Annotated in this window: 21 protein-coding genes; 9 read left to right on the forward strand and 12 right to left on the reverse strand. The window is 60.3% G+C overall.

What is annotated here, in order from left to right:
• Nucleotides 1-10: 10 nt before the first annotated feature.
• From E0E00_RS09980 to E0E00_RS10000, 5 genes are all read right to left on the reverse strand, one after another.
• Complete coding sequence (locus tag E0E00_RS09980) at nt 11-955, reverse strand: RluA family pseudouridine synthase (protein ID WP_242622232.1); 945 nt, start codon at nt 953-955, stop codon at nt 11-13.
• A gap of 35 nt (nt 956-990) precedes the next feature.
• Nucleotides 991-1,287, reverse strand: coding sequence for a type II toxin-antitoxin system RelE/ParE family toxin (locus E0E00_RS09985; RefSeq protein ID WP_130812361.1), 297 nt, complete (start codon nt 1,285-1,287; stop codon nt 991-993).
• 4 nt (nt 1,288-1,291) lie between these two features.
• Complete coding sequence (locus tag E0E00_RS09990; protein WP_130812362.1) at nt 1,292-1,579, reverse strand: type II toxin-antitoxin system Phd/YefM family antitoxin; 288 nt, start codon at nt 1,577-1,579, stop codon at nt 1,292-1,294.
• Nucleotides 1,580-1,677: 98 nt separating this feature from the next.
• Nucleotides 1,678-2,316: a bifunctional 4-hydroxy-2-oxoglutarate aldolase/2-dehydro-3-deoxy-phosphogluconate aldolase gene (eda, locus tag E0E00_RS09995; RefSeq protein WP_130812363.1), complete on the reverse strand. Its 639-nt coding sequence runs from the start codon at nt 2,314-2,316 to the stop codon at nt 1,678-1,680.
• 23 nt (nt 2,317-2,339) lie between these two features.
• A complete protein-coding gene (locus E0E00_RS10000; protein WP_130812364.1) occupies nt 2,340-3,371 on the reverse strand; it encodes a sugar kinase in 1,032 nt (343 codons plus the stop codon).
• 214 nt (nt 3,372-3,585) lie between these two features.
• On the opposite strand from E0E00_RS10000, the gene E0E00_RS10005 reads away from it, so the two are divergent.
• Nucleotides 3,586-4,275 (forward strand): GntR family transcriptional regulator, encoded by a 690-nt coding sequence (locus tag E0E00_RS10005; RefSeq protein WP_165443657.1) that lies wholly within the window; start codon nt 3,586-3,588, stop codon nt 4,273-4,275.
• 139 nt (nt 4,276-4,414) lie between these two features.
• Nucleotides 4,415-5,236 carry a gluconate 5-dehydrogenase gene (locus tag E0E00_RS10010; RefSeq protein WP_130812366.1) on the forward strand — a complete coding sequence of 274 codons (822 nt, stop codon included), beginning with the start codon at nt 4,415-4,417 and terminating at the stop codon, nt 5,234-5,236.
• Nucleotides 5,237-5,697: 461 nt separating this feature from the next.
• On the opposite strand, the gene E0E00_RS10015 is transcribed toward E0E00_RS10010, so the two are convergent.
• From E0E00_RS10015 to E0E00_RS10035, 5 genes are all read right to left on the reverse strand, one after another.
• Nucleotides 5,698-7,584 carry a heparinase II/III family protein gene (locus E0E00_RS10015; protein WP_165443658.1) on the reverse strand — a complete coding sequence of 629 codons (1,887 nt, stop codon included), beginning with the start codon at nt 7,582-7,584 and terminating at the stop codon, nt 5,698-5,700.
• A gap of 98 nt (nt 7,585-7,682) precedes the next feature.
• Nucleotides 7,683-8,543 carry a PTS system mannose/fructose/sorbose family transporter subunit IID gene (locus E0E00_RS10020; protein WP_130812368.1) on the reverse strand — a complete coding sequence of 287 codons (861 nt, stop codon included), beginning with the start codon at nt 8,541-8,543 and terminating at the stop codon, nt 7,683-7,685.
• A gap of 33 nt (nt 8,544-8,576) precedes the next feature.
• Nucleotides 8,577-9,380: a PTS mannose/fructose/sorbose/N-acetylgalactosamine transporter subunit IIC gene (locus E0E00_RS10025; protein ID WP_130812369.1), complete on the reverse strand. Its 804-nt coding sequence runs from the start codon at nt 9,378-9,380 to the stop codon at nt 8,577-8,579.
• 30 nt (nt 9,381-9,410) lie between these two features.
• A complete protein-coding gene (locus E0E00_RS10030; protein ID WP_130812370.1) occupies nt 9,411-9,899 on the reverse strand; it encodes a PTS system mannose/fructose/N-acetylgalactosamine-transporter subunit IIB in 489 nt (162 codons plus the stop codon).
• Between the two features lie 12 nt (nt 9,900-9,911).
• On the reverse strand, nt 9,912-11,099 hold the full coding sequence (locus E0E00_RS10035; RefSeq protein ID WP_130812371.1) for a glycoside hydrolase family 88 protein: 1,188 nt from the start codon (nt 11,097-11,099) through the stop codon (nt 9,912-9,914).
• 238 nt (nt 11,100-11,337) lie between these two features.
• On the opposite strand from E0E00_RS10035, the gene E0E00_RS10040 reads away from it, so the two are divergent.
• The 7 genes from E0E00_RS10040 (at nt 11,338) to E0E00_RS10070 (ending at nt 19,351) form a co-directional block, all read left to right on the forward strand.
• Complete coding sequence (locus E0E00_RS10040; RefSeq protein WP_130812372.1) at nt 11,338-11,976, forward strand: RpiB/LacA/LacB family sugar-phosphate isomerase; 639 nt, start codon at nt 11,338-11,340, stop codon at nt 11,974-11,976.
• Nucleotides 11,977-12,124: 148 nt separating this feature from the next.
• Nucleotides 12,125-13,144, forward strand: a complete 1,020-nt coding sequence (locus tag E0E00_RS10045; RefSeq protein ID WP_130812373.1) for a LacI family DNA-binding transcriptional regulator — start codon at nt 12,125-12,127, stop codon at nt 13,142-13,144.
• A 303-nt stretch (nt 13,145-13,447) separates the two neighbouring features.
• The gene (locus E0E00_RS10050; protein ID WP_130812374.1) at nt 13,448-14,803 is read left to right on the forward strand and encodes a dicarboxylate/amino acid:cation symporter; all 1,356 of its coding nucleotides are present in this window, start codon (nt 13,448-13,450) and stop codon (nt 14,801-14,803) included.
• 418 nt (nt 14,804-15,221) lie between these two features.
• The gene (locus E0E00_RS10055) at nt 15,222-16,610 is read left to right on the forward strand and encodes an efflux RND transporter periplasmic adaptor subunit (protein WP_130812375.1); all 1,389 of its coding nucleotides are present in this window, start codon (nt 15,222-15,224) and stop codon (nt 16,608-16,610) included.
• A gap of 1 nt (nt 16,611) precedes the next feature.
• On the forward strand, nt 16,612-17,379 hold the full coding sequence (locus tag E0E00_RS10060; protein ID WP_130812376.1) for an ABC transporter ATP-binding protein: 768 nt from the start codon (nt 16,612-16,614) through the stop codon (nt 17,377-17,379).
• Nucleotides 17,376-18,599, forward strand: coding sequence for an ABC transporter permease (locus tag E0E00_RS10065; RefSeq protein ID WP_130812377.1), 1,224 nt, complete (start codon nt 17,376-17,378; stop codon nt 18,597-18,599). Before E0E00_RS10060 ends, E0E00_RS10065 begins: the two co-directional genes overlap by 4 nt.
• 116 nt (nt 18,600-18,715) lie before the next feature.
• Entirely contained in the window at nt 18,716-19,351 is a 636-nt protein-coding gene (locus tag E0E00_RS10070) for a GyrI-like domain-containing protein (RefSeq protein ID WP_130812378.1), read from the forward strand.
• 222 nt (nt 19,352-19,573) lie between these two features.
• Here E0E00_RS10070 and E0E00_RS10075 read toward each other — a convergent pair whose 3' ends face one another.
• Nucleotides 19,574-19,870 carry a hypothetical protein gene (locus E0E00_RS10075; RefSeq protein WP_130810735.1) on the reverse strand — a complete coding sequence of 99 codons (297 nt, stop codon included), beginning with the start codon at nt 19,868-19,870 and terminating at the stop codon, nt 19,574-19,576.
• Complete coding sequence (locus E0E00_RS10080) at nt 19,870-21,174, reverse strand: IS256 family transposase (RefSeq protein WP_165443659.1); 1,305 nt, start codon at nt 21,172-21,174, stop codon at nt 19,870-19,872. The genes E0E00_RS10075 and E0E00_RS10080 overlap by 1 nt, the downstream gene beginning before the upstream one ends.
• Between the last annotated feature and the right edge of the window lie 130 nt (nt 21,175-21,304).

Here is a 21,304-nt window from a genome sequence, read left to right on the forward strand (position 1 = left end):
CGCCGGCAATCTACGCCGACGCCCCTCTTGGATAGTATCGCGCAACCTCGGCGGCATCGCACCCCCAGGCCGAGAAACGCTCGGGAACTGACGAGCTGAGAAGGACGTGATGCCGCGTGATGGGATGCTCGAACTCCTCCTGGAGGGCGTGGAGCATGAGGCCGCACGCGTCCCGCGGGCCTCCGTAGAGCGCATCCCCCACGATGGGAAAGCCCGCGGACGAGAGGTGCACGCGAATCTGGTGGCGACGACCCGTGCCCAGCTCGACGAGAAGAAGCGTGCGGCCGCGGCGCCGCGCGAGCACGCGCACCCGCGTGAGAGCGGGCTGACCATGGCCGGAACGGCACACGCGCATGCGGCGCGCGTCGTGACGGTCACGGCTGATGGGCGTGTCGATGGTGGTCACGTCATCCGGGAAGGAGCCGCTTACCTCGGCGAGGTAGCGCTTGCGCATCGCATGGCCGGCTACGAGGGCGTCGAACGCCGGCTGGAACTCCTCGGTAAGCGAGAAGAGCACGATGCCCGTGGTGTCGACGTCCAGGCGCTGCACCGCCTGGGGGTGGGCCGCGAGGCCCTGCTGCGCAAGCGAGACACTCACGCGGTCTGTGAACGTGGGCGCACCCGTGCCGTCGCCGTGCACCAAAATGCCCGCAGGCTTCTCGGCAGCAAGACAAACGGAGTCCTGGTAGATGATGGTGGCAGGAGACGCGGCCGGCAGCGCGGGCACGGGCGCCGAGCATGCGAGGGCAACGCTTGCCACATCCCCAGCCAAGAGGCGCGACGACGGCTCAAGCACCTCCCCGCCGCACGCAAGCTCGCCACGCTGGAACGCACGCGAGGCGGAGCGGCGCGACATACCCATCGCAAGGGCAAGGTCGAGCGACACGCAGTCCTCAAGCGCGCGAAACTCAAGCCGCGACGCGCCATCCTTCTCGCCGAGAAACTCGTAGCGCACGAACTTCCTCCAACCTCAGCGCACCCGCACACTGCTCACGCAAAGCGGCAGCGCGGGTCGCCCGCACTCCACTCGATATCAAAGACCGTCACAACTCCAAACTCATCATCAAAGAGATAGCAGAGCGTGAACGGTGTGTCGGAGACCTGGAGAAACCTGCATGAAAAGGGAGTGCATGCGGCAGGATACGACGGGTCGTACGCTCTGCCAACCAAGGGATAGGCGCCGAGAAGCTCGACGGTCTCCTCGATCCTTCTCATAACGCGCTCGAGGGTCGCGTTTTCGAGAAGAAAGACCTCGGCGTGCTGCGTGAGTAGAACCCCGCTCGGCATGATGCTACCAGCCGCGCTCGGAACGAATGCGGGCAAAGGCGTCCTGCGCGCGAACCGTCTTTCCATCAAGAACGTCCTGGTATCCCTGCATGAGGCCATCATACACCGCCATCTCGCGAGTGCGAAGCTCTTCCTTGGCAGAGACCATGCAGTCGAAGGCATCCGCGTCCATAACCACCACGGCAGACTTCCCGTTTCTGGTGAGGTACAGGGGCTCCCCCGTCTTCTCAAGCTCGGATATCGTCTCGCCCTGATGCCTACTGAACTCGCTGAGCGACGTCATTGCCGGCATGCCGAGCCTCCTCTCGCTGGGTTCACAGGCATTTTACTGCAAATATCATGTGAGCCGGCAGACAGAGGAGGCTCAAACAGGAATCAACTGGCGCGACCCTACCCGCGAACCATGGCAGCCGCCTCGCGCGAGAGCTCGCAGATGCGGTCGAACTCGCCCGCGCGAATCATCGCCGGCTTGCACATCCAGGTTCCGCCGCAGGCAATGATGGCGGGGTCGGCAAGGAAGTCCTTGAGGTTCTCGGCGTTCACGCCGCCCGTGGGCATGAAGCGGTGCCCCACGAAGACCGATGCCAGCGCGCGGATGGTTGAAAGGCCGCCATACTGCGCCGCCGGGAAGAACTTCGTGACCTCAACGCCCTCGTTGACCAACGCCGTGACCTCGGTGGGCGTGACGCCAGCCGGAATCACGGGCACCTCGTGCGAGAGGCACCAGCGAACGACGCCCAGGTCGTAGCCGGGAGAGACCACAAAGCGAGCGCCAGCATCGACGGCACGCTTGGCCTGGGCCTCGTTGAGGACCGTGCCCGCACCGACCAGAACGTCTGGGCACTCCTTCGAGATGGCGTGAATCGAGTCCGCTGCCGCAGCTGTGCGGAAGGTCACCTCTGCAGCCGAAAGCCCGCCCTCGGCGAGCGCCTTCCCCAGCGGGGCCGCGCTCTCAGCACGGTCGAGCACGACCACGGGCACCACGCCAACCTGCTCGACGCTCTTGTAGAAACCATCCATGTAACCCATGAGATCCCCCTTTGACAACTGTCCTAGCGACTCACGCGCAGGGCGGCACCGCTCTTTGCAACGGACTCGATTTCGCCAACGCTCACCAGGTTGGAGTCCCCACGCACGGTGAGCTTGAGGACGCTCGCGGCAATGGCGTACTCACCCGCACGGTCAAGGTCAAAGCCGTGGAGCAGCGCGTGAATGAGACCCGCGCCATACGCGTCGCCTGCCGCGACGCCCTCGAGCACGTGGACATGGTGGACGGGCGAGAAGTGCGCCTGGCCGTCGGCGTAGATGAGCGACATCCAGTCCGAGTCCTCGACGGAGCGGATGTCTCGGACAATTGAGGCAACCATCTTGCAGCCGTAGCGCTCGCAGACGTCGGCGGCGATCTGCACGTAGGCGTCGCGCTCCTCGATGCCGGTGGCAAGCGAGCCAGAGCCATGGGAGATGCCCAGACAGGCCTCGGCATCCTCGTCGTTCGAGATGCAGATGTCAACAAGGGGCAGGAGACGCCTCATGACCTCGCGCGCACGCTCGGGCGACCACAGGCGACCACGGTAGTTGAGGTCGCAGATCGTGGTGATGCCGCGCTCGCGGCAGGCCGTGAGGGCCTCCTCGCAGGCAGCGGCCATCTCGGGCGAGACCGCAGGAGTCACGCCGGAGACATAGAACACCTCGATGCCGTCGAGAATTGCATCCCAATCAAAGACGGTGCGGGGAGCCAGGTTCATGGCGGAGTACTTGCGGTCATAGATGCAGCCGTTGGACCTGACCGAGGCACCCAGCTCAAAGTAGTAGGTGCCCAGTCGGTCGCCCGTGCGAACGACACGACTCACGTCCACGCCATAGGCCGCAAGGCTACGCAGCGCGCAGTTGCCAATGCGGTTTTCCGGCACGACGGAGACGTATGCTGCGTTGTCACCCTGGTATGCCAGAGAGAGCGCGACGTTCGCCTCGGCGCCGCCGTAGCGCACGTCCATGCTCGTGGCCTGCTCAAGACGCAGGTAATCGGGAGGCGAGAGCCGCATCATGATCTCGCCAAACGTCAGGACCTTTGATGCCGCATCCATATGTGCTCCTCCTTGGAGTTATCTAGCATGCTAGTTATGCCTGAGATGTTCTCGCCTTGCGTAAGCGAAGTCAAGGTGCTGCATGGTGTTTTCGCAAGTGGATGCAAAATATCGACAAACGAGTAGACAGCCACGTGACAGTAGCCTAACGTAACTCACGTTCCAGTTTATGAGTAGCATGTTAGCCGTCATCATCGAGTCCAAGGAGGAACGGATGCCGGACAGCACCGACCAGGACCAACGGGCTGAGCTTGCCTACAGTGCGCTGAGACGTGGCATCATGGAGTTCCGCTTTGCCCCCGGGGAGCGCCTCTCCCCCACGGCGCTTCGCGAGCGTTTGGGCGTTGGTCGCACTCCGGTCCGGGAGGCAATCGTGCGCCTGCGACAGGAGGGCCTAGTCGTAACCCGCCCAAAGAGCGGCTCGTACGTCGCCCTGGTCGACCTCGGGGCCGCCGAGTGCGCGCGCTTCCTTCGGTCGAACACCGAGCGCGTCGTTGTCGTGGAGTGCTGCTCGCGTGCTGGCGAGAAAGACATCGCCTCCCTGCGGGGACTTCTCGACGACCAGGCGCGTGCCATGGACGTTCGTGACCAGCGGTCCTTCTTCGGTGCCGACAACCGCATGCACGAGATGCTCTACCGCATTGCGGGGAGGCAGCGGGCCTGGGCATGGCTCGAGGGGACCAACATCGACCTCGAGCGTTACCGCTGGCTGCACGTACAGGCGCGCGGCATGGGGTGGAACTCGATTCTTGCCGAACACCAGGAGCTGATTGAGGCCATCGCCAGGAGGGACCCCGAGGAGGCGGCCTATGTCACGGTCCACCACCTCCACGTGATGCTCGACGAGCGGGACGAGGTCATCGCTGCCTTCCCAGGCTACTTCGCGCAAGGCACACGCTCATAAACCAGGTTTCTCACGCCATTCTCGATAAAAAGCGATACTTATCCGTGGGCTAGGGGCGTTGCTCTTCCATGTTGACAAAACCGGTTTACTATACTTCAATAGTGTTGAGAGTATCCCTATGCAAACGATAGGAGCACGCATGGACGAGAAGACCGCAGGCGTTCTCTCCAGTTTCTCGCTCGAGGGCAAGGTCGCCCTCGTGACGGGCGCCACCTACGGCATTGGATTCGCGATTGCCACCGCCCTTGCTCAGGCCGGCGCCAAGATCGCGTTCAACGACCGTCGACAGGAGCGCATCGACAGCGCCACCGCTGAGTACGCAAGGCTCGGCATCGAAGCCCACGGCTTTGTGGCCGACGTCACCGTTGAGGAGCAGGTCGCAGGCCTTATCGAGAAGATCCGCGAGGTTTATGGCACCACACCCGATATCCTGGTGAACAACGCCGGCATCATCAAGCGCATCCCCATGCTCGAGATGAGCGCCGCGGACTATCGCCAAGTGGTTGACATCGACCTTGTTGGCCCCTTCATCTGCGCCAAGGCGACAATCCCAGGCATGGTCGAGAAGGGCCATGGCAAGATCATCAACATTTGCTCGATGATGAGCGAGCTTGGGCGCGAGACCGTCGCGGGCTACGCTGCGGCAAAGGGCGGCCTCAAGATGCTCACCAAGAACATCTGCTCCGAGTTTGGCAGCGCGAACATCCAGTGCAACGGCATCGGGCCGGGCTACATTGCCACCCCGCAGACCGCTCCCCTGCGCGAGCGGCAGGCAGATGGCTCTCGCCACCCCTTCGACCAGTTCATCTGCGCAAAGACCCCTGCCGGGCGCTGGGGCACGCCCGAGGACCTCATGGGCCCGGCGGTCTTTCTCGCCTCTGATGCCTCCAACTTTGTGAACGGCCACATCCTCTACGTCGACGGCGGCATCCTCGCCTACATTGGCAAGCAGCCGGAGTAGGCTATGGCCGCATCAGATGACATCGCCGTCAGACTTCAGGACGCCTCGGGGGGCATCGTCTCTGAGGCGTCCTCCCCTTCCCTTGCAATGCTCGACGTTCGCTATGGGCCCCTACCAGCCCGGCGACCTCATCATCGTCGACTGCCCACCAGGCCGTGATATAGGGTTGATGCTCGATGAGGCTCTTGCACCAAGCATCGTTCGTATCCCAGCAGGACACATGGATTTCCGCAACGAACCCCCGGTCTCTTGCGCGAGACGCCATCGATGGCGTCTTCCAGACCTGCCATCACAGTTGCTACCCCTATGAGTCGTGGGGGATAAACGATAGGGACGATGCCTGGCTTCGCGCGGAGTTTGGCCGCCTTGTTTGCGCGGATATGATACTTCTCTTCCTTCACGTCGACTTTCCACACGATACTTGGTGGAAGAGTGCACGCATGTGCCGGCGTAATCAATGTCTACCCTCTCAGCACGTCCAGCCTCACGCCTCTTGTGTCACGCGTGACCACGGCAACCCCGGCATGAAACGACACCCCGTCACACAGAAAGGCCTTGACGCCATTGAAGACCTCGCCAAAGGTGACCGCAAGCGTCTTTGTGACGCCCTCGGGAAAGCCAAGCCGAATGCAACGAGCGAGGGAGGCATCGAGTTCTGTGCCGTCGGCCCGCATGAGTGGCCCCTCCTCCACCACCACATCTTGCATGGCAAGAACTGCAATCTGTACCCCACGGTCCTCAGGGGAAGCATGCGTCACAATAACGTCTTGGTCGGACATCTGGTTATATGACATCGAACAGCCTTCGTGCACAACCTCGGAACCCTCCCCCACATGAAGCATGAGCGAAGTGTCACCGAGGAGCCAGCCTCCTTCTGCAGGCTGAGCACGAAGAGAGGGGTCTAGATGGAAGCGCGCCTGCAGGTCATGCGCGCCATCGCACCAAGCTTGATCGACAATGACCCAAGCGCACCCGCTTACGCACACGACACGACGAAGCAGAACCGACGTAGGTTTATGCCCCACAACAGCACCTTCCCAATAATCTAATCCGGCAGTGTGACGCACATACGGCTTGAGCGGATACGAGAAGTCCCTGTATTCCCAGCTGCCAAGCGGTTCGCTGTTTGAGCGTCCATCTATGCTCGGGACATTGTGAGCGGAGACGCCCTTTAGTCTCGGCCTATCCGAAGAATCCTCCCGGTAGGTATATCTACCTGAATCGACTAGAATCGCCCTGTCCTTTGACCATACGGAAAGATGCAACTCGTCGCAGTGGCCATGACCGCTTCCTAAAGGTCCATCGAGAAACACGGTAACGTTCGCATCGTTGTTCCACGAGGACCTCGATACGAACAATCCCGAGTCGTAGGCATCAAGTGTGAGAGAATGCGGCTGCTGGGGAACGAGTGCCTCGTAGGGTTTCTCAATTCCGATCCCGTAGGAGTACACATCAAGGGGGTCGAGCGAAGAGACTTTTGCTACCCACTTAAGCTCCGAGTCCCTGAGAGAGGCAGAAGCCAGAGCAAGCAGCGGCCGCACATCTGACCTGTCGCTATCCCCCAGTGCTTCAGTTGTTCCGTCTGGCATAACCTGCATCGCAAGCGTTTGTGCAAGCCCTCGACAGGCATTGCTGAGCCCCCTCGGAATAGGGAGACCCTTCTTCCCCAGCACCCATTGCGCCTGAAGCGCATAGAGGAAGACCTCCGCCTGGTACATGGTCGAAAGCTCCCAATCGGTGCCGTCGGGATACACCTGTGCGGCAAGCTGAGCTTCCGCTCGGTTGAAAGCCCACTTCCACCAGCGCTCATTCTCGGGGTCCATCGAAAGGCGCCCGTACACTGCAAGAACCGAAAGCGTCTGGATGCTGCCCCAATTGCTCGTCTCGTACTTGGGAAGATAATGGTCATGGATGAAGCTAATTTGCTCAGATATGCTTTCGCGGATGATCTGAGCGTGTTGAGACCTTAGAAAGTCAGTGTTTTCAAGAGTGGACAAGGCGCGAGCCATTGCCGAGATGCGCACCCCTGAATCGAGCGTACGCGTGCTTAAGCCTGGGATGAGTTCGGAATGGGCGGAAACCCAAGACAGCATGAGGGATACCGCCTTCTCGGCGTAGCGCTCCTCGCGTGTCGCCAGCCAAGCCAGGCAAAGATCGTCGAGATAATCCATGCGATTGAGCATGAAGCACCACTCCTGATCTCCATTTGGAGCTGCCTCCCATTCCTCAAGCGTGCACTTTGAAAGATCCACCTCGTAGGGAGTCTCGCAGCGCTCCATGTCCCAAATCTTGGTGAAGTAGAAGCGGCTTTCCAGCACATCATCAGCACGCCTGATGACCTCGCCCATACCCGGAGCGTCCATGTCGAAGCGAATCCCCATATATGCCTCCATATAAAAATGGGAGGGTCCAACCGGACCCTCCCAACTGCTTTTCTATCTAGACCCTAGACCAGGATGCCACACACCGAGAGGACAATCCCCAGCACGACGGTGAGGATAACAAGCTTGTAGGTGTCCCAGCCCTTCTTCTTGATGAGCCAGTACATAAGTGCGGTATACAGCACCGGCAGGAGCGCGGGTGCGATGCCATCAAGCATCGACTGAATGTTGACGGTGGACTGCTTGACGCCTTCCTCCGCAGCTCCAGCTGCAAAGGTAATTCCTACGTTCATCTTCACGTAGGCTGCAACGAGGCCCGAAATAACCGTTACACCAATCATGCTCGCAGTCTCGGAGATGGTGCTCAGCTCGGAACTGAGTTTGTCGATAATTGTGGTACCGAGCTTCCTGCCCTGAGCCGCTACGGCAAACTTAATTGAGATGAGCACGCCGTTCATAGCCACAAGAAAGAGGAGGGGCGCAGCAGCGACGCCGCTCATGGCAAGCGACGCGAAGATCGTCGAGAAGAGCGGCGCGATGCAGAACTGAGAAAGCGAGTCGCCAATGCCTGCGAGAGGCCCCATGAGCGCCATCTTTATGCCGCGAATGTCCTCGTAATCCGCTCCCTCGTCTGCCATGGCGAGATGCAGCGAAGTAACAAACGGAAGGAAGTTGGGGTTGGTGTTGTAGAACTCGGAGTTCTGCTCGAGTTCCTTCGCAAGCCTGCCGGTGTTCTCCCCATAGATCTTCTTGAAGGCAGGGTAAAGCACCAGGCCGTAGCCGAGGCCCTGGTAGTTGCTGTAGTTAAAGCCGTTCTGGAGGAAATAGGAGCGCAGGGTGGTAACGTTGTAGTCGTGAGTAGTGAGCTTGTGCTCAGCGGTGCCCTTGTCCTTCTCTGAAGAGGCCGTGGTGATGTCTTCGGTCATCGTAGTTCTCCTTGTCAGTCAGTTCCCTAGGGCCTAGATCCAGTCCTCGCGGCCGGCCTGCTCGTCATCGTTTGCGGCAAGCTCAACGCCACCATGGGAAGCGGCGTTCTCCTTCACGTCGTTGTAGTGCTTGAGTGCAAAGACACAGCCAACGAGCGCCACACCGATGACCGGCATCTTGAGATAGGCCGCGGCAATGTAGCCGAGCAGGGCAAAAGGAACGAACTCCTTCTCGAGCATGACGCTCATGATCATTGCGAAGCCAATTCCGGGAAGCATGCCACCAGCAACGCTCAGACCTTTAAGGAGCCACTGGGGGACAAGGGCGACGAGCTGGCTCAGAAGCGACATGCTGCTCGCTCCAAGGAAGCCGAGGATGAAGCCAACGATTGCGAAAAGAATAACGGTGAAGTTGGAGAAGAGACGCCACTTTCTGAACTTGTGCTCCTTAAGGGCATTGGTCGCAATCTCCTGGTTACCCGAAGTAAGCGTGTACACGAAGGTTTGCAGGAACTGGATGGCAACGGCAAAGGGGATGGAGAGCGAGAGCGCCGTCTCGGGGGTCACATCAGCCATGGTAATTGCCATGAGCGTACCGATGATGCCGGGACCAATGGGGTTGGGAGGCACCGTACCGCCCGCGCCAACGCCAAAGCCCATGAACGCAAGCTCCGCGATAGCGCCGCAAGACAGGGCAGTTGGGACATCACCAAGAATAAGGCCAACGCCAAAGGATAGGACGAGAGCACGATTAGTGTAGATACCAAAGAGCATGCCACTGTAGCAGAAGGCAGTCCATAGGCCAATCAGGAGTGCCTGAACGAGTGAGATTTCCATTGACGAGCTTCCCTTCTCTGCACCAGTTGACTACAGATACTTGGTGATGTCTACTTCCGCTGCGCCATCAGTGCCGCTCGGAGTTGTCCTTGTGTTGAATACAACACCGCGGCGAGACATCTCGCGGAAGGCCTCTTTGTCATCTTCACCCAGGAATATCGAACGCGTGACCTTCTCCTTCCCTGGAGCGTTGTGAACGTTGCCAACATTGATCTCGTGTATGGGAACGCCGCCCTCAACGAGGTGCAGCGCATCCTGCGGCGTCTTGACGATGAGGAAGATAACCTGAGCCGGAGCAGCTTTCCCGATGATGTCAATAGTCTTCTGAACGGCGAAGAACCTCAGCGCCACCGACTTAGGAACAACGGTCTTCATGATGGTTTGCTGCATGTGGTCACCTGCGACCTCGTCGTTCACAACGATGACCGTGTTTGCCCCGAGAGACCTAATCCAGAGCTGACCCTGTCCGTGGATGAGCCTCTCGTCGATACGGGTCATAATAATATTGGGAACTGCCATTTCTTCGTCCTCCTACCAGTATGGGTTCCACGTAATGAGCTTCCTCGCGATAGCCTCGAGGAAGAAGTAGTCACCCCAGAGGTTTCCCTCGTCAACTCCCTTTCGGGAATGCCAGCTGTAGACACCGTGACGCAGGATGGGCGCACCGGGCTCAGGTCCATCATTCGTATAGTTATTGATGAGCGAACGGAGCGTGATAGCCAGAGCACCTTCGTCAATCGTGCGCTCCTCCTCGCCTGTCTCCTGGGATGCCATCTCGGCGAATCCGCATGCCGCAATAGCAGCGGCACTACTATCGCGCGGCTGACCAGATCCGTCACCAAACACAAGATCCCAGTAGCAGACCGAGTCCTCGGGCAGCCTATTGAGATAGTAGTTCCTCATGGAGCGAGCATAGTCTCGGTAGCCACTCATACCGGTATGGCGGATGTTGATGGGAATGCCATCGATACCCCAGGCCTGTCCACGAGCCCATGCGGAATCATCGGAGTACCCCTGTCGGGTTGCTCCGTGATCTGGGCCACCGGTTGTCGGGTCCATATAGAAGGTATGGAAGGCGCTGCCATCGGCCCTGATGATGTGCGCGCAGGTTGTCATAAAGTGGTCGCGGGCACATGCTGCATACGTTGGATCACCCGTGACATCACTTGCCCAATGAAGCAGCGGCACATTGAGCAGGCAATCGATGATAATGCGATAGTGATTGGGGCTGTCCATGGGACCCCATGCCTGGAAGAACCTCCCACGTCCCTGCCAACGCGTCATCAGCTGGTCTGCGGCGAGAATTGCTGCCCTACGCCCCTTCTCGCTACCACACACCTTGAATGCAGCAACGCACGAGGGGGTGTAGAGAAAGCCTAGATCGTGATGATCAAGCTCATGCCTGCGCTCGACCCTCTCAAGGAAGCTCTCGACGTTTGTCTCCGCAAGGGTTCTGTAGCGGAACTCACCGGTAAGCTCGTAAGCGAGCCAAAGCTGACCGGTCCAAAAGCCGTTTGTCCACTCATCGTTTCCCATCACCCCATACAGACCGTTCGTCGTTGCTGGGGTCGGGAACTGCCCATTGCCAAAAACCGACATGTTCGCATCTATCTGCGCCAGACATCGAATGAGCCCAAGCTCGAGCTCATCCTTGCTAAGGTGCTTTGCAGAGTTCCAGCGTTTGATGTCTGCAAGCGATTCAATGAATGGGACGCCCATGCCCCCCTCCTCTCAGTCGAAGTGAATAAATGCAAACCGGTTTATCTTTCCTCGATACGAAATCATGGGATCGTTTCCTTCGTATTACAAAGAATGGCCGGTGAACGGTTCAAATTGAGGGGTTGAACGGCAGTTCAGTTGAAGTCGTTACAAAACTAGTTTACTTTGTCACCCGTTGAGTGCGTCTCTACGAACTACATCTCGCCCTATGTTTTGTTCTAGTAAGGAAGGAAACACAATGAAAATCGCCCTCATCAACGAGAACAGCCAGGCGGCTAAGAACACCATGATTGAGAAGGCCCTGCGCAAGGTTGTGGAGCCCATGGGCCACACGGTGTTTAACTACGGCATGTACGCAGCAGACGACGAGGCGCAGCTCACCTACGTACAGAACGGCATTCTCGCTGCCACGCTTCTTAATGGTGGCGCGGCAGACTATGTTGTGACCGGCTGCGGCACCGGCGAAGGAGCCATGCTCGCACTCAACTCCTTCCCCGGCGTCATCTGCGGGCACGTTGAGGACCCCCTCGACGCCTACACCTTTGCGCAGATCAACGACGGCAACGCGGTGGCCATGCCCTTCGCCCTCAAGAACGGCTGGGGCCAGGAGCTCAACCTTGAGTACACCTTCGAGAAGCTCTTTGGCTTTGGGTCTGGCAACGGCTACCCGGCAGAGCGTGTCGTTCCCGAGCAGCGCAATAAGAAGGTCCTCGACCGTGTGCGTGAGGTGAACTTCCGTTCGTTCACCGAGCTTCTCCCCGAGCTTGACCGCGAGCTCGTGCGCGGCGCCTTTGCGGGCGAGCGCTTCCAGGAGTACTTCTTCGCCAACGCGACGGACGAGAAGGTCGTCGCACTTGTTCGTAGGATTCTTGCCTAAACAAGCAGAGCACAGCAGCAAGAGAACCACCGCACAACCTTAAGCAAAAATGTAGATTCGCTGGCAACGGGGACGCAGGGAAATACCTGTGCCCCCGTGATACCATCTGTTTAGTAAACCGCTTACCAATCGTCTCGAGCGAGGCTCCATGGCCACATCTACGAAGAAGCGCGTCACGATAAACGAGATTGCCCAGTTGGCCGGTACATCGAAGACAACGGTCTCGTTCTACCTCAACGGACATACCGACCGCATGTCACGAGAGACGCTCAAGCGCATTAAGCAGGCAATCAGCGAGACGGGCTATGAGCCCAGTCCGCTCGCCCGAAGCATGAACGCAAAGCAAACCTATCTGATCGGCATCGTGGTTGGTGACATTGCGAATCACTTTTCAAACCAAATTGTGAAGGGGATCGACTCCGTCGCAAGCGAGGCCGGCTACCGCCTTCTCATCAGCAGCTCCAACTTCGACCGCGATGATGAGCGGGCCTATATCGAACGTCTTCTCGCCGTGGGTGTCGACGGTTTTATCGTTCAGCCAACCGCACGTTTCCGTGAGGTGGCAAAGGTAATCTCTGAGGCCGGAAAGCACCTGGTATTCTTTGACAGCAAGTACTACGACTACACCTCCAGTTGGGTGAAGACGGACAACTATGAGGCGACCTACGAGGCAATAGAAGCATGCCTTGCAAAGGGGTACGAGCGAGTGCTGGTAGTTGCCGCCCAGCCGCAGCTCTTAAGCTCTCGTGTGGAACGCTTTGGCGGATGCGTGGATGCCCTTGAGGCACACGAGGTGCCTCATGAGGAATATGTGATACCCGACAGCGGCGTTGCCGTAGAGGACTTGGCAACATGGCTGCATGACCGGCTTGACAGGAACGCTACGCCTACGCTTGTATTCGCACCAAACTGCTGGGCCCTCCCCGATGTCTACATTGCCATGCGCGACTTTTATACGAATATGCCAGACCAAGTTGGTCTTCTTGGGTTTGACAACACGGACTGGGCGAGTATTGCCTCCCCAAGCGTGTCGACCATAGTCCAGCCCGCATATCGCGAAGGCCAGCAGGCGGCGCGCATTCTCATCGACCTCATCAAAGGTGCTGGCAAGGTCGATTTGCACCAGGTTCTGCCCTGTGACATGCACTGGGGTTCGAGCACTCGCTAGACAGCCTGTCAATAGTCTGCCACTTCGTGGGACCCTTTGGGCCCCACTTGTGTGAGGGGTTGAAGCGACCTCCCCCGCTCTCGCCTTTTCCGAACGCCAGTTGTCGGAAAATGTTGCAACGGCAACTCTTGTGCGTCGCGTCCGATTGGGGCACCATACTAATATCCTACTGGCTCACTAGAGATTGAGGAGCTCATCATGGCCATCATCTGTCACCGAATGTGTAACGAAACCAGCGCAGCGGAGCAACTCGGCCGCATCCCCCACTTGGAACGCATACGACACGTAGGAAGGTAACATCCCATGCAGGTAGACATCACGGCACTCTGGGCACTTGTCGCCACGATTGTGGCATTCGCCCTTCTCGCCACGCTCAAGCGCAAGTTCGAGGTGGGCTTTGGCATCCGCACCCTCATTGCGACAGGACTCGGCATAGTCATTGGCGTCGCGTTTGGCCAGGCCTTCTCGTACTACGCAATCTTTGGCACCATCTACGCCAACGTTATATCTGCGCTTGTGGTGCCGCTCCTCCTCTTCAGCATCATCTCAAGTGTCACCAACCTCGCCGACCTCGTACACCTCAAGGGCATTGGGGTGAAGTCGGTGGTCCTTCTCATGCTTTACACGCTTACGGCAACCCTCCTCACGCTTGCCATCGCACTTCCTCTGGGTGTGGGGACGGGCTTCTCGCTTGACGGTGTCACATACGAGGCCAAGGAAGTCCCCACGGTCACTGATACCATCGTGGGCCTCTTCCCGCAGAACCTTGCGGCGGAATGGACAAGCGACGCGGTGGTTCCCATCATCGTGTTTGCAATCATTGTGGCCCTCGCGTACAATCGCCTGGCCTCACAGCACCAGGATGACGAGAAGGTAGACGTGCGTCCGTTCAAGGCTTTCGTCAACGCCGGCAACAAGGTTCTGGGCGAGACCGTGAGCTGGGTCGTTGGATTCACGCCATATGCCGTGGTAGCCCTCATCGGCCGTGCCGTGGGCCGCGCCAACGTCACGCAGCTCATACCGCTGCTCGGCGTGCTCGTTGTTGCATACGTGGTCCTGGCCATCCAGTTCTTTGGCGTCGAATCCGCCTTCGTGGGCTGGGCGGGACATCTCAGCCCCGTACGCTTCCTTAAGGGTGTGGCACCCGCTGCCGTCACTGCCTTCACCACGCAGAGCAGCATCGGCACGCTGCCGGTGACCATTCGCTCGCTCACGCAGAACCTCGGCGTCGATGAGGACGTGGCCAGCTTCACGGCGGGCCTTGGCGCAAACCTTGGTATGCCCGGATGCGCTGGCATGTGGCCCACGCTTGTTGCGGTATTTGCAATCAACGCCCTAGGCATCCCCTTCACGCCGGTTCAGTACGCATTCCTCGTCCTGCTCACGCTGGCGGTTTCCGTTGGCACCGTTGGCGTGCCGGGAACGGCAACCATCACCGCCACGGCGCTTTTGGCTGCGCTTGGCCTTCCCGTCGAGGTCATCGCCCTTGTGGCACCCATCTCCTCCATCGTCGACATGGGTCGCACGGCAACCAACGTGCTCGGTGCTGCAGAGGCCTCGGTGCTCGTTGCTGCCAGCGAGGGCCTGATCGACCGCAGCATCTATGACGGCGACAACTCCTTCGAGCTCATGCCGAAACGCAAGGTAAGCGCGGCATAGCGCCTCCTCGCCGCAACTTGGCTGGAAGCAGGCCTCCGGTGCCACAAATGGTGCCGGAGGCCCTTTTGCGTGACGCGGCGGGCGGTCGGCATACACGAAATGACGGTTGGTGGCAGTTTTGGACTTATTTTTTATATATCACTTGTAAAGTCGCAATTCCCTGACCTGCGTATCAACAAACATCGAATCATTTTGTACTTGGGGCAGCCTCGAAAAACTGCCACCAACCGTAAATATGTGCCATTCCGTCATTCCCTTTGCGCGAAATAGCCCCGTACCGCCCACGGATGCATCCGCCGCTTACAGAACTGTAAGCTCTGCGAAGGTTGGCTGAATGAAAGGCAACGGTATCATATCCTCAACGTTTGGATGAGCACCCCCGAGGGCCAGCCGCACGACCGAGTACGAGGAGCACGCCATGTCCCAGGAGACAAACATCAACGATGACGCAGAAGACGTCACCAACGGCAAGGATAAGGAAGGGCATCCCCTCGACAACCTGCCTGTGATTTCCACCGACAAGACTGTGTTCATTCCATCCGCGACAGGCGCAGGCGAGACAGACGAGGGAACCAAGAATGCCATGGAAAGCCTGCTTGCCCACCGCAAGCAGCGCCGTCGCAAGCGCATCGTCATTGGTGTTGTTGCGGTATGCGTCGTCGCTGGTCTCATCGCATGGAACGTCATCTCTGCGCAGCAGGCAGCGAACATGGCATCTGAGCCAACGCTTCAGACTTCCAGCGTCCAGCACGGTGAATTCGTCGACAAGGTCAAGGCATCCGGTAGCGTCGAGCCCGTGAACTCCGTGGTGGTCACACCCGAGGTGGATGGCATCATCTCCGAGGTGAACGTCCACGAGGGCGACACCGTCGAGAAAGGGCAGACACTCCTCGTTCTGCGCAACGACTCGCTCGACAAGGCCGTGCGCGAGGCCGACATCCAACTGCGCACCGCGAAGACCCAACTCGCATCTGCCAAGGACACCTACAACACCGCATGCAAGGCATACTATGCGGGCGAGGCGGACCTCGCTACCGCGAACTCCGCGGCAGATGCCGTTGATACCGCACAGCTGGCGCTCGAGAGCGCCCAGGATGCCTACGACGACGCCGTTGCCACAGCGGACAAGCGCACCGTGACCGCACCCACCTCGGGCTCCGTCGTGGTTATGAACGCGGTCGAGGGGGCGGCGTTTGGTTCGGGCACCGGCGCCGGCGCATCTGCCACCGCAGCCTCTTCAAGTTCGGGCTCCCTCATCACCATCGGTGACCTCTCCCAGATGACGGTGACCGTACAGGTGAACGAGATGGACATCGCAAAGGTGGCTGTGGGGCAGGCGGCACGCGTCACCTTCTCCGCTCTTCCCGGCGTCGAGCTCGATGCCACCGTCACCCGTATCGCTACCGTCGCGTCGAGCAACGGCTCCTCTGCAGACGCACACGGAAGCGGGTCTGTGGTCACCTACGCCGTCGATCTGCTCATCCCCAACCCTGACCCCTCGCTCAAGCCAGGCATGACAGCAAGCGTGGCAATCGCCGCAACGGACATTCCGGACACTCTCATGGTGCCTGCGAGCGCCATCTCCGGCGAGGGCGACTCCGCAACCGTGACTGTCGTCACCGGCTATGACGAGAGAGGCATGCCCCAGACGGAGGACCGCTCCGTCAAGGTCCTCGCCACAGACGGCAGCACCGCCGCAGTCGAGGGCAACATCTCCGAGGGTGAAGAGGTGGCGATCGGCATGGCACAGTCTGCCGACACCCACGCCACGGATGGTTCATATGCGCAGTCCGGAATGGCGGTGTGACATGACGGCCAACGTCATCCACACCGAGAACGTCTACCGCATCTACTCGTCTGCCGCAGGCCTTACGCCGGCGCTGTGCGGCGTGAGCCTGGATGTGGGACGGGGCGAGTTTCTTGCCATCATGGGTCCCTCTGGCTCGGGAAAGTCCACGCTCATGAACATCCTCGGATGCCTGGACAGACCAACCTCGGGCACCTATCTTCTCGAGGGGCTTGACGTCTCAAAGCTGACAGACGACGATCTTGCCCATGTGCGCTCAACACGTCTGGGCTTTGTGTTCCAGTCCTTCAACCTGCTGCCACGCGCCACGGTACTGCGCAACGTGATGCTGCCCCTTGTCTACACGCGCGCGGGCGTGCGCAACCGGGAGCTTCGCGCGTGGAAGGCCCTCCTGGAGGTAGGCCTTCCCGAGGAACTCTACGACCACCGCTCAAACGAGCTCTCGGGCGGACAGATGCAGCGCGTGGCCATCGCGCGTGCCCTCGTGAACGACCCGGCGCTCATCCTGGCAGACGAGCCCACTGGAAACCTTGACTCGGCAACAGGTGAGCTGGTCATGCGAACGTTTCGCCGCATGCAGGGGCAGGGCAAGACCATCGTGCTCATCACGCACGACGCAAGCGTCGCGGGCTGGGCAGACCGCGTGATGCACATCCGTGACGGCAGGCTTCTCACCGAGGAGCAGGAGCATGCCTACGTCACCGCCCTCGAGGCGCGCGAGCGCACGGGGAACGGCGGCGAGGAAGCGCCGCAGGAGGCGATCGCATGAGAATCCGGGACCTCGTCTTTGAGACCTTCTCCGCGATTCGCGCAAACCGGGGCAGGAGCCTTCTCACGGTTCTGGGAATCGTGATTGGCATCGGTGCCGTCATTGCCATGACGGCGCTCATTGATGGCATCAAGGCGTCCCTCGTGGGCGAGCTGGGGCTTTCGCAATCGCGCACGGTAAGCATCGATTGCTGGGTCGGCCGCGAGGTTACAGCGGATGATCTCGGTGCCCTGGAGAGGGGCATGTCTGACGACTATGAGTCCCTCACGGGTGTCGCGTTCACCGGAGGCGAAGTCTCGAACGGCGAAACGGAGCGGCAGGTGACCATCCTAGGTGTTGAGCCTCAATACCTGAGCGCCATGGGCGTCTCCACGGTCGCGGGACGCACGTTCACGCAGAACGAGTGCGATACGGGCTCACGTGTGGTGATCCTCGACAAGAGCGTCACAGACTCCATGTGGGGATCGGATACAAACGCCGCAATCGGTCAGACCGTGCGTATTGGAAACGATGACTACACCGTGGTGGGAGTCGTGGGCAGCGGTGGCATCCAGGGTGGCTACTCCTACGTCCCGCTGAAGACCCTGCAGGCACGGATGTCCGGCGAGGCCGGCATCGAGCAGATTGTGGGCATCGCGCGCGAGGGCGTGGACATGGAGGGTCTTGCGTCACGGACGGAGTCCTACCTAAGGAGCTACTTCAACCTGCCTGTCGCAGACGAGTCGGGTGGGGAGAACGGCACAGGCTACTACCTGAGCGTCACCACCATGGACTCCGTAATCAAGCAGCTCGACTCCACGATGGCAGCGTTCCAGGCGCTCATGACCGCTGTGGCAGGCGTCTCCCTGGTGGTCGGCGGCATCGGCATCATGAACATGATGCTCACCAACGTCACCGAGAGGATCCGCGAGATAGGCCTCAGGAAGGCGTTGGGGGCAAGACGTTCTGACATCACGCTGCAGTTCCTGCTCGAGTCCGTGGTGCTGTGTCTTGTGGGCGGGGTCTTTGGCATCCTTCTGGGCTTTGCCGGTGCCAGCGCGCTTGCACAGGCAGCGAGCTCATTCATGCAGATGGGCGGGCTTACGGTCACGCCCGTGATCTCGACTGCCGCCATAGCGCTTGCCAGCGGCATCTGCGTGGGCATTGGCGTGCTCTTTGGCTTCTATCCCGCATGGAGGGCCGCGCGGCTCGACCCTGTTGAGTCGCTGAGGTACCAGTAACGGAGTGGTGGCGTGTCCCGCTCGCGGCAGAGCAGCCATCGAGCCGCGCGCCATCACGCCACGTGCGAGCCATCCGAAAACTGCCAACACGGCAAGCCGGACGAAAGGACCCGCGGATGCCGTTCGACTTCAAGAAGGAGTACCGAGATTTCTGCCAGCCCAAGGCGAAGCCCGCCATCATCGAGGTTCCGCCCATGCGCTTCATCGCCGTCGAAGGCTCGGCCGACCCCAACGAGGAGGGCGGGACCTACAAGCATGCGCTCGATCTGCTCTATGGCATCGCCTATACCCTCAAGATGAGCTACAAGACCGAGCACGCCATCGAGGGCTTCTACCAATACGTGGTTCCGCCCCTGGAGAGCTTCTGGTGGCAACTGGGCGCCACAGGCGTGGACTACGCTGACAAGCCGTCGTTCAACTGGGTTTCCGCCATCCGCGTGCCCGAGTTCGTCGGAGAGGCGAACTTCGCCTGGGCCATCGGGGCGGCCAGCGCCAAGAAGGGGATGGACTTCTCGCCCGTGCTGCTGCTCGAGGCCGACGAGGGCCTGTGCGTGCAGTGCATGCACCTCGACCCCTACGACGACGAGCCAGCAACGGTCGATGCCATGCATTCGTTCGCCGAGGCGCAGGGCTACGCGCCCGACCTCTCCGACGCGCGGCGGCATCACGAGATCTACCTCACCGACCCGAGGAAGGCCGACTCTGCGAAGATGAGGACCGTGGTGAGGCACCCAATCAGGAAGGCGCAGTAGCAAGAGACGGACGCTTGGGACGTAGCGTACCCATGTTGGCGATGGGCGCGGCGAACTGCGTGGTGTCCCTGTGGTTCTTGTGGACCCCGGTCGGTGCAGGCGTGGCTAGTGAGCCAGGCGTTCAGTCACCGCAGCAACCAGGGTAGTGTCGAGAATGTTGGTGTATCGGACATTTCGTTGAGACCTATGGCTACCGTCCAGAATTCGCAACTAGGCCAGAAGCTACTCCTCATCGCCGATGCAATCAAGCATTTTCTGCTCTGCCTCCTCCCAACGGCGCCGGGTCGCATTGGCATCGCAGATCCCGCCTACAAGTCCGTAGTTGCCGGGCAGGCCAACAAAGTCCTCGCATCGCAGGTCCGCCCTCAGCGTGAGCGTGCTTGTGAAGTCATCGGCGTCGGCGCCCGTTACCTCCAGCCAACTGGCGCTCAGCCCCGCGTCCGGCAGCCGGATCTCTATTTTCACCTCGGCATTCGGACCCGCCCCCTCGATAAGCCGCGCAAGCTCCCTGACGTTCATTACGCCGCCTCCCTCTCCATCTCGACCTCAGCTGCGGCGAGGATGCTATCCGCGAACCTGGAGGCGACCGTGAGCTCGACCTCCGTCGGCAGCGAGGTATCCCAGCCATCCTCGCCTCGTTTTTCGACGAGTGCCCATGACTCGCCCACCTTCTCCTGAGAGAAGCAGCGCGACTGCTGCCACGTATCGTCCGCGTCGGCCATGATCGCGCCCGCCAGGCGTATGAGCGACTCAGGGCTCGGGAACACCTGCACCACGCGCGACCTGCGCTTTATCTCGCGGTTCGTGCGCTCCTGCACATTGTTGGCGCGCAGGCGCTTCCAGTGGCTGGGCGGGAAGTCGAGGTAGGCCAGCGCGTCAGCTTCCGCCTCGTCTAAGATTTCGGCCGCGGCTGGGCAGAAGGTGTCCGCCATCTCAGCTGCCTTGTGGTAGGCGGCGCGCACCACCAGCGCATCTTTGGCCTTAAAAACCGGCGAGAGGAGCCTCGCGACACGCTTTCCTTTGCTTTTCGACTTGGCGACCGCACAGCAGTCTCGCATCAGGCGGACAGCGCAGCGCTGCCAGGCCGCACCCCGAGAGACCTCAGCGATCGCCTTGGTCAGTCCGCCATGGGCGTCGGAGACGACAAGCAGCACGCCGGGTACACCGCGGTCGCGCAAACCCCTCAAAAACGGCAGCCACGACTCGTACGACTCGGTGTCTACCACGTCGAAGCCCACTACATAGCGGTTGCCGTTCTCGTCGCAGGCAATTGCGGTAACCACCGCGGTGGAGGCGACGTGGCCCTCGCGGCGGCACTTCGCATACGTGGCGTCCAGCCATGGGTAGGGGAAGTGCACATCGGGGCCGAAAAGGCGCCCGTTCATGTCCTCGACCTCCCTGTCCAGCCGCTCGCATATGCGGCTGGCCTGGTCCTTGCCGAGCTCACCGGCACCGAGCGCCTCAGCGACCCCCGACACCTTGCGCGTACTGACGCCGCTGCGGTACATCTCGACCACTGCAGCCAGCATCGCACGGTCCGTGCGGCTGTGGCGCCCCATCACGTCCCCTGGGAAGAAGCTGCCAGCTCGGAGCTTGGGTATGCGCAGCTCCAACGTGCCGACGCACGTGTTGAGTGTGCGGTCGCGGTAACCGTTACGGCTGGTGCCGGCGTCCTCGGCGGCCGCCGCGGCCACCGTGTCCATCACCTCGTTTACGACCTGCTCGATCAGCAGGCGTGCCAGCTCCTGCATGTTCACGCAGCCGTCGTCGAAACGTGGCATCTCTGCCGCCGCCACAGCGGCGTCAACCGTTACACTTTCCATCGTGGCCATCGTCCTTTCCTCGAATCCGTTACCTTAGGCAGTACGAATTCTAGGACGGTGACCACACCTTTGTTCAGATGCCCATCAACGACCCGTTTTTGGGCTTACACCAACTTTCGCGACACGATCG

Source organism: Olsenella sp. Marseille-P4559 (assembly GCF_900605015.1).
In the GTDB taxonomy this organism is placed as follows: Bacteria; Actinomycetota; Coriobacteriia; order Coriobacteriales; family Atopobiaceae; genus Tractidigestivibacter.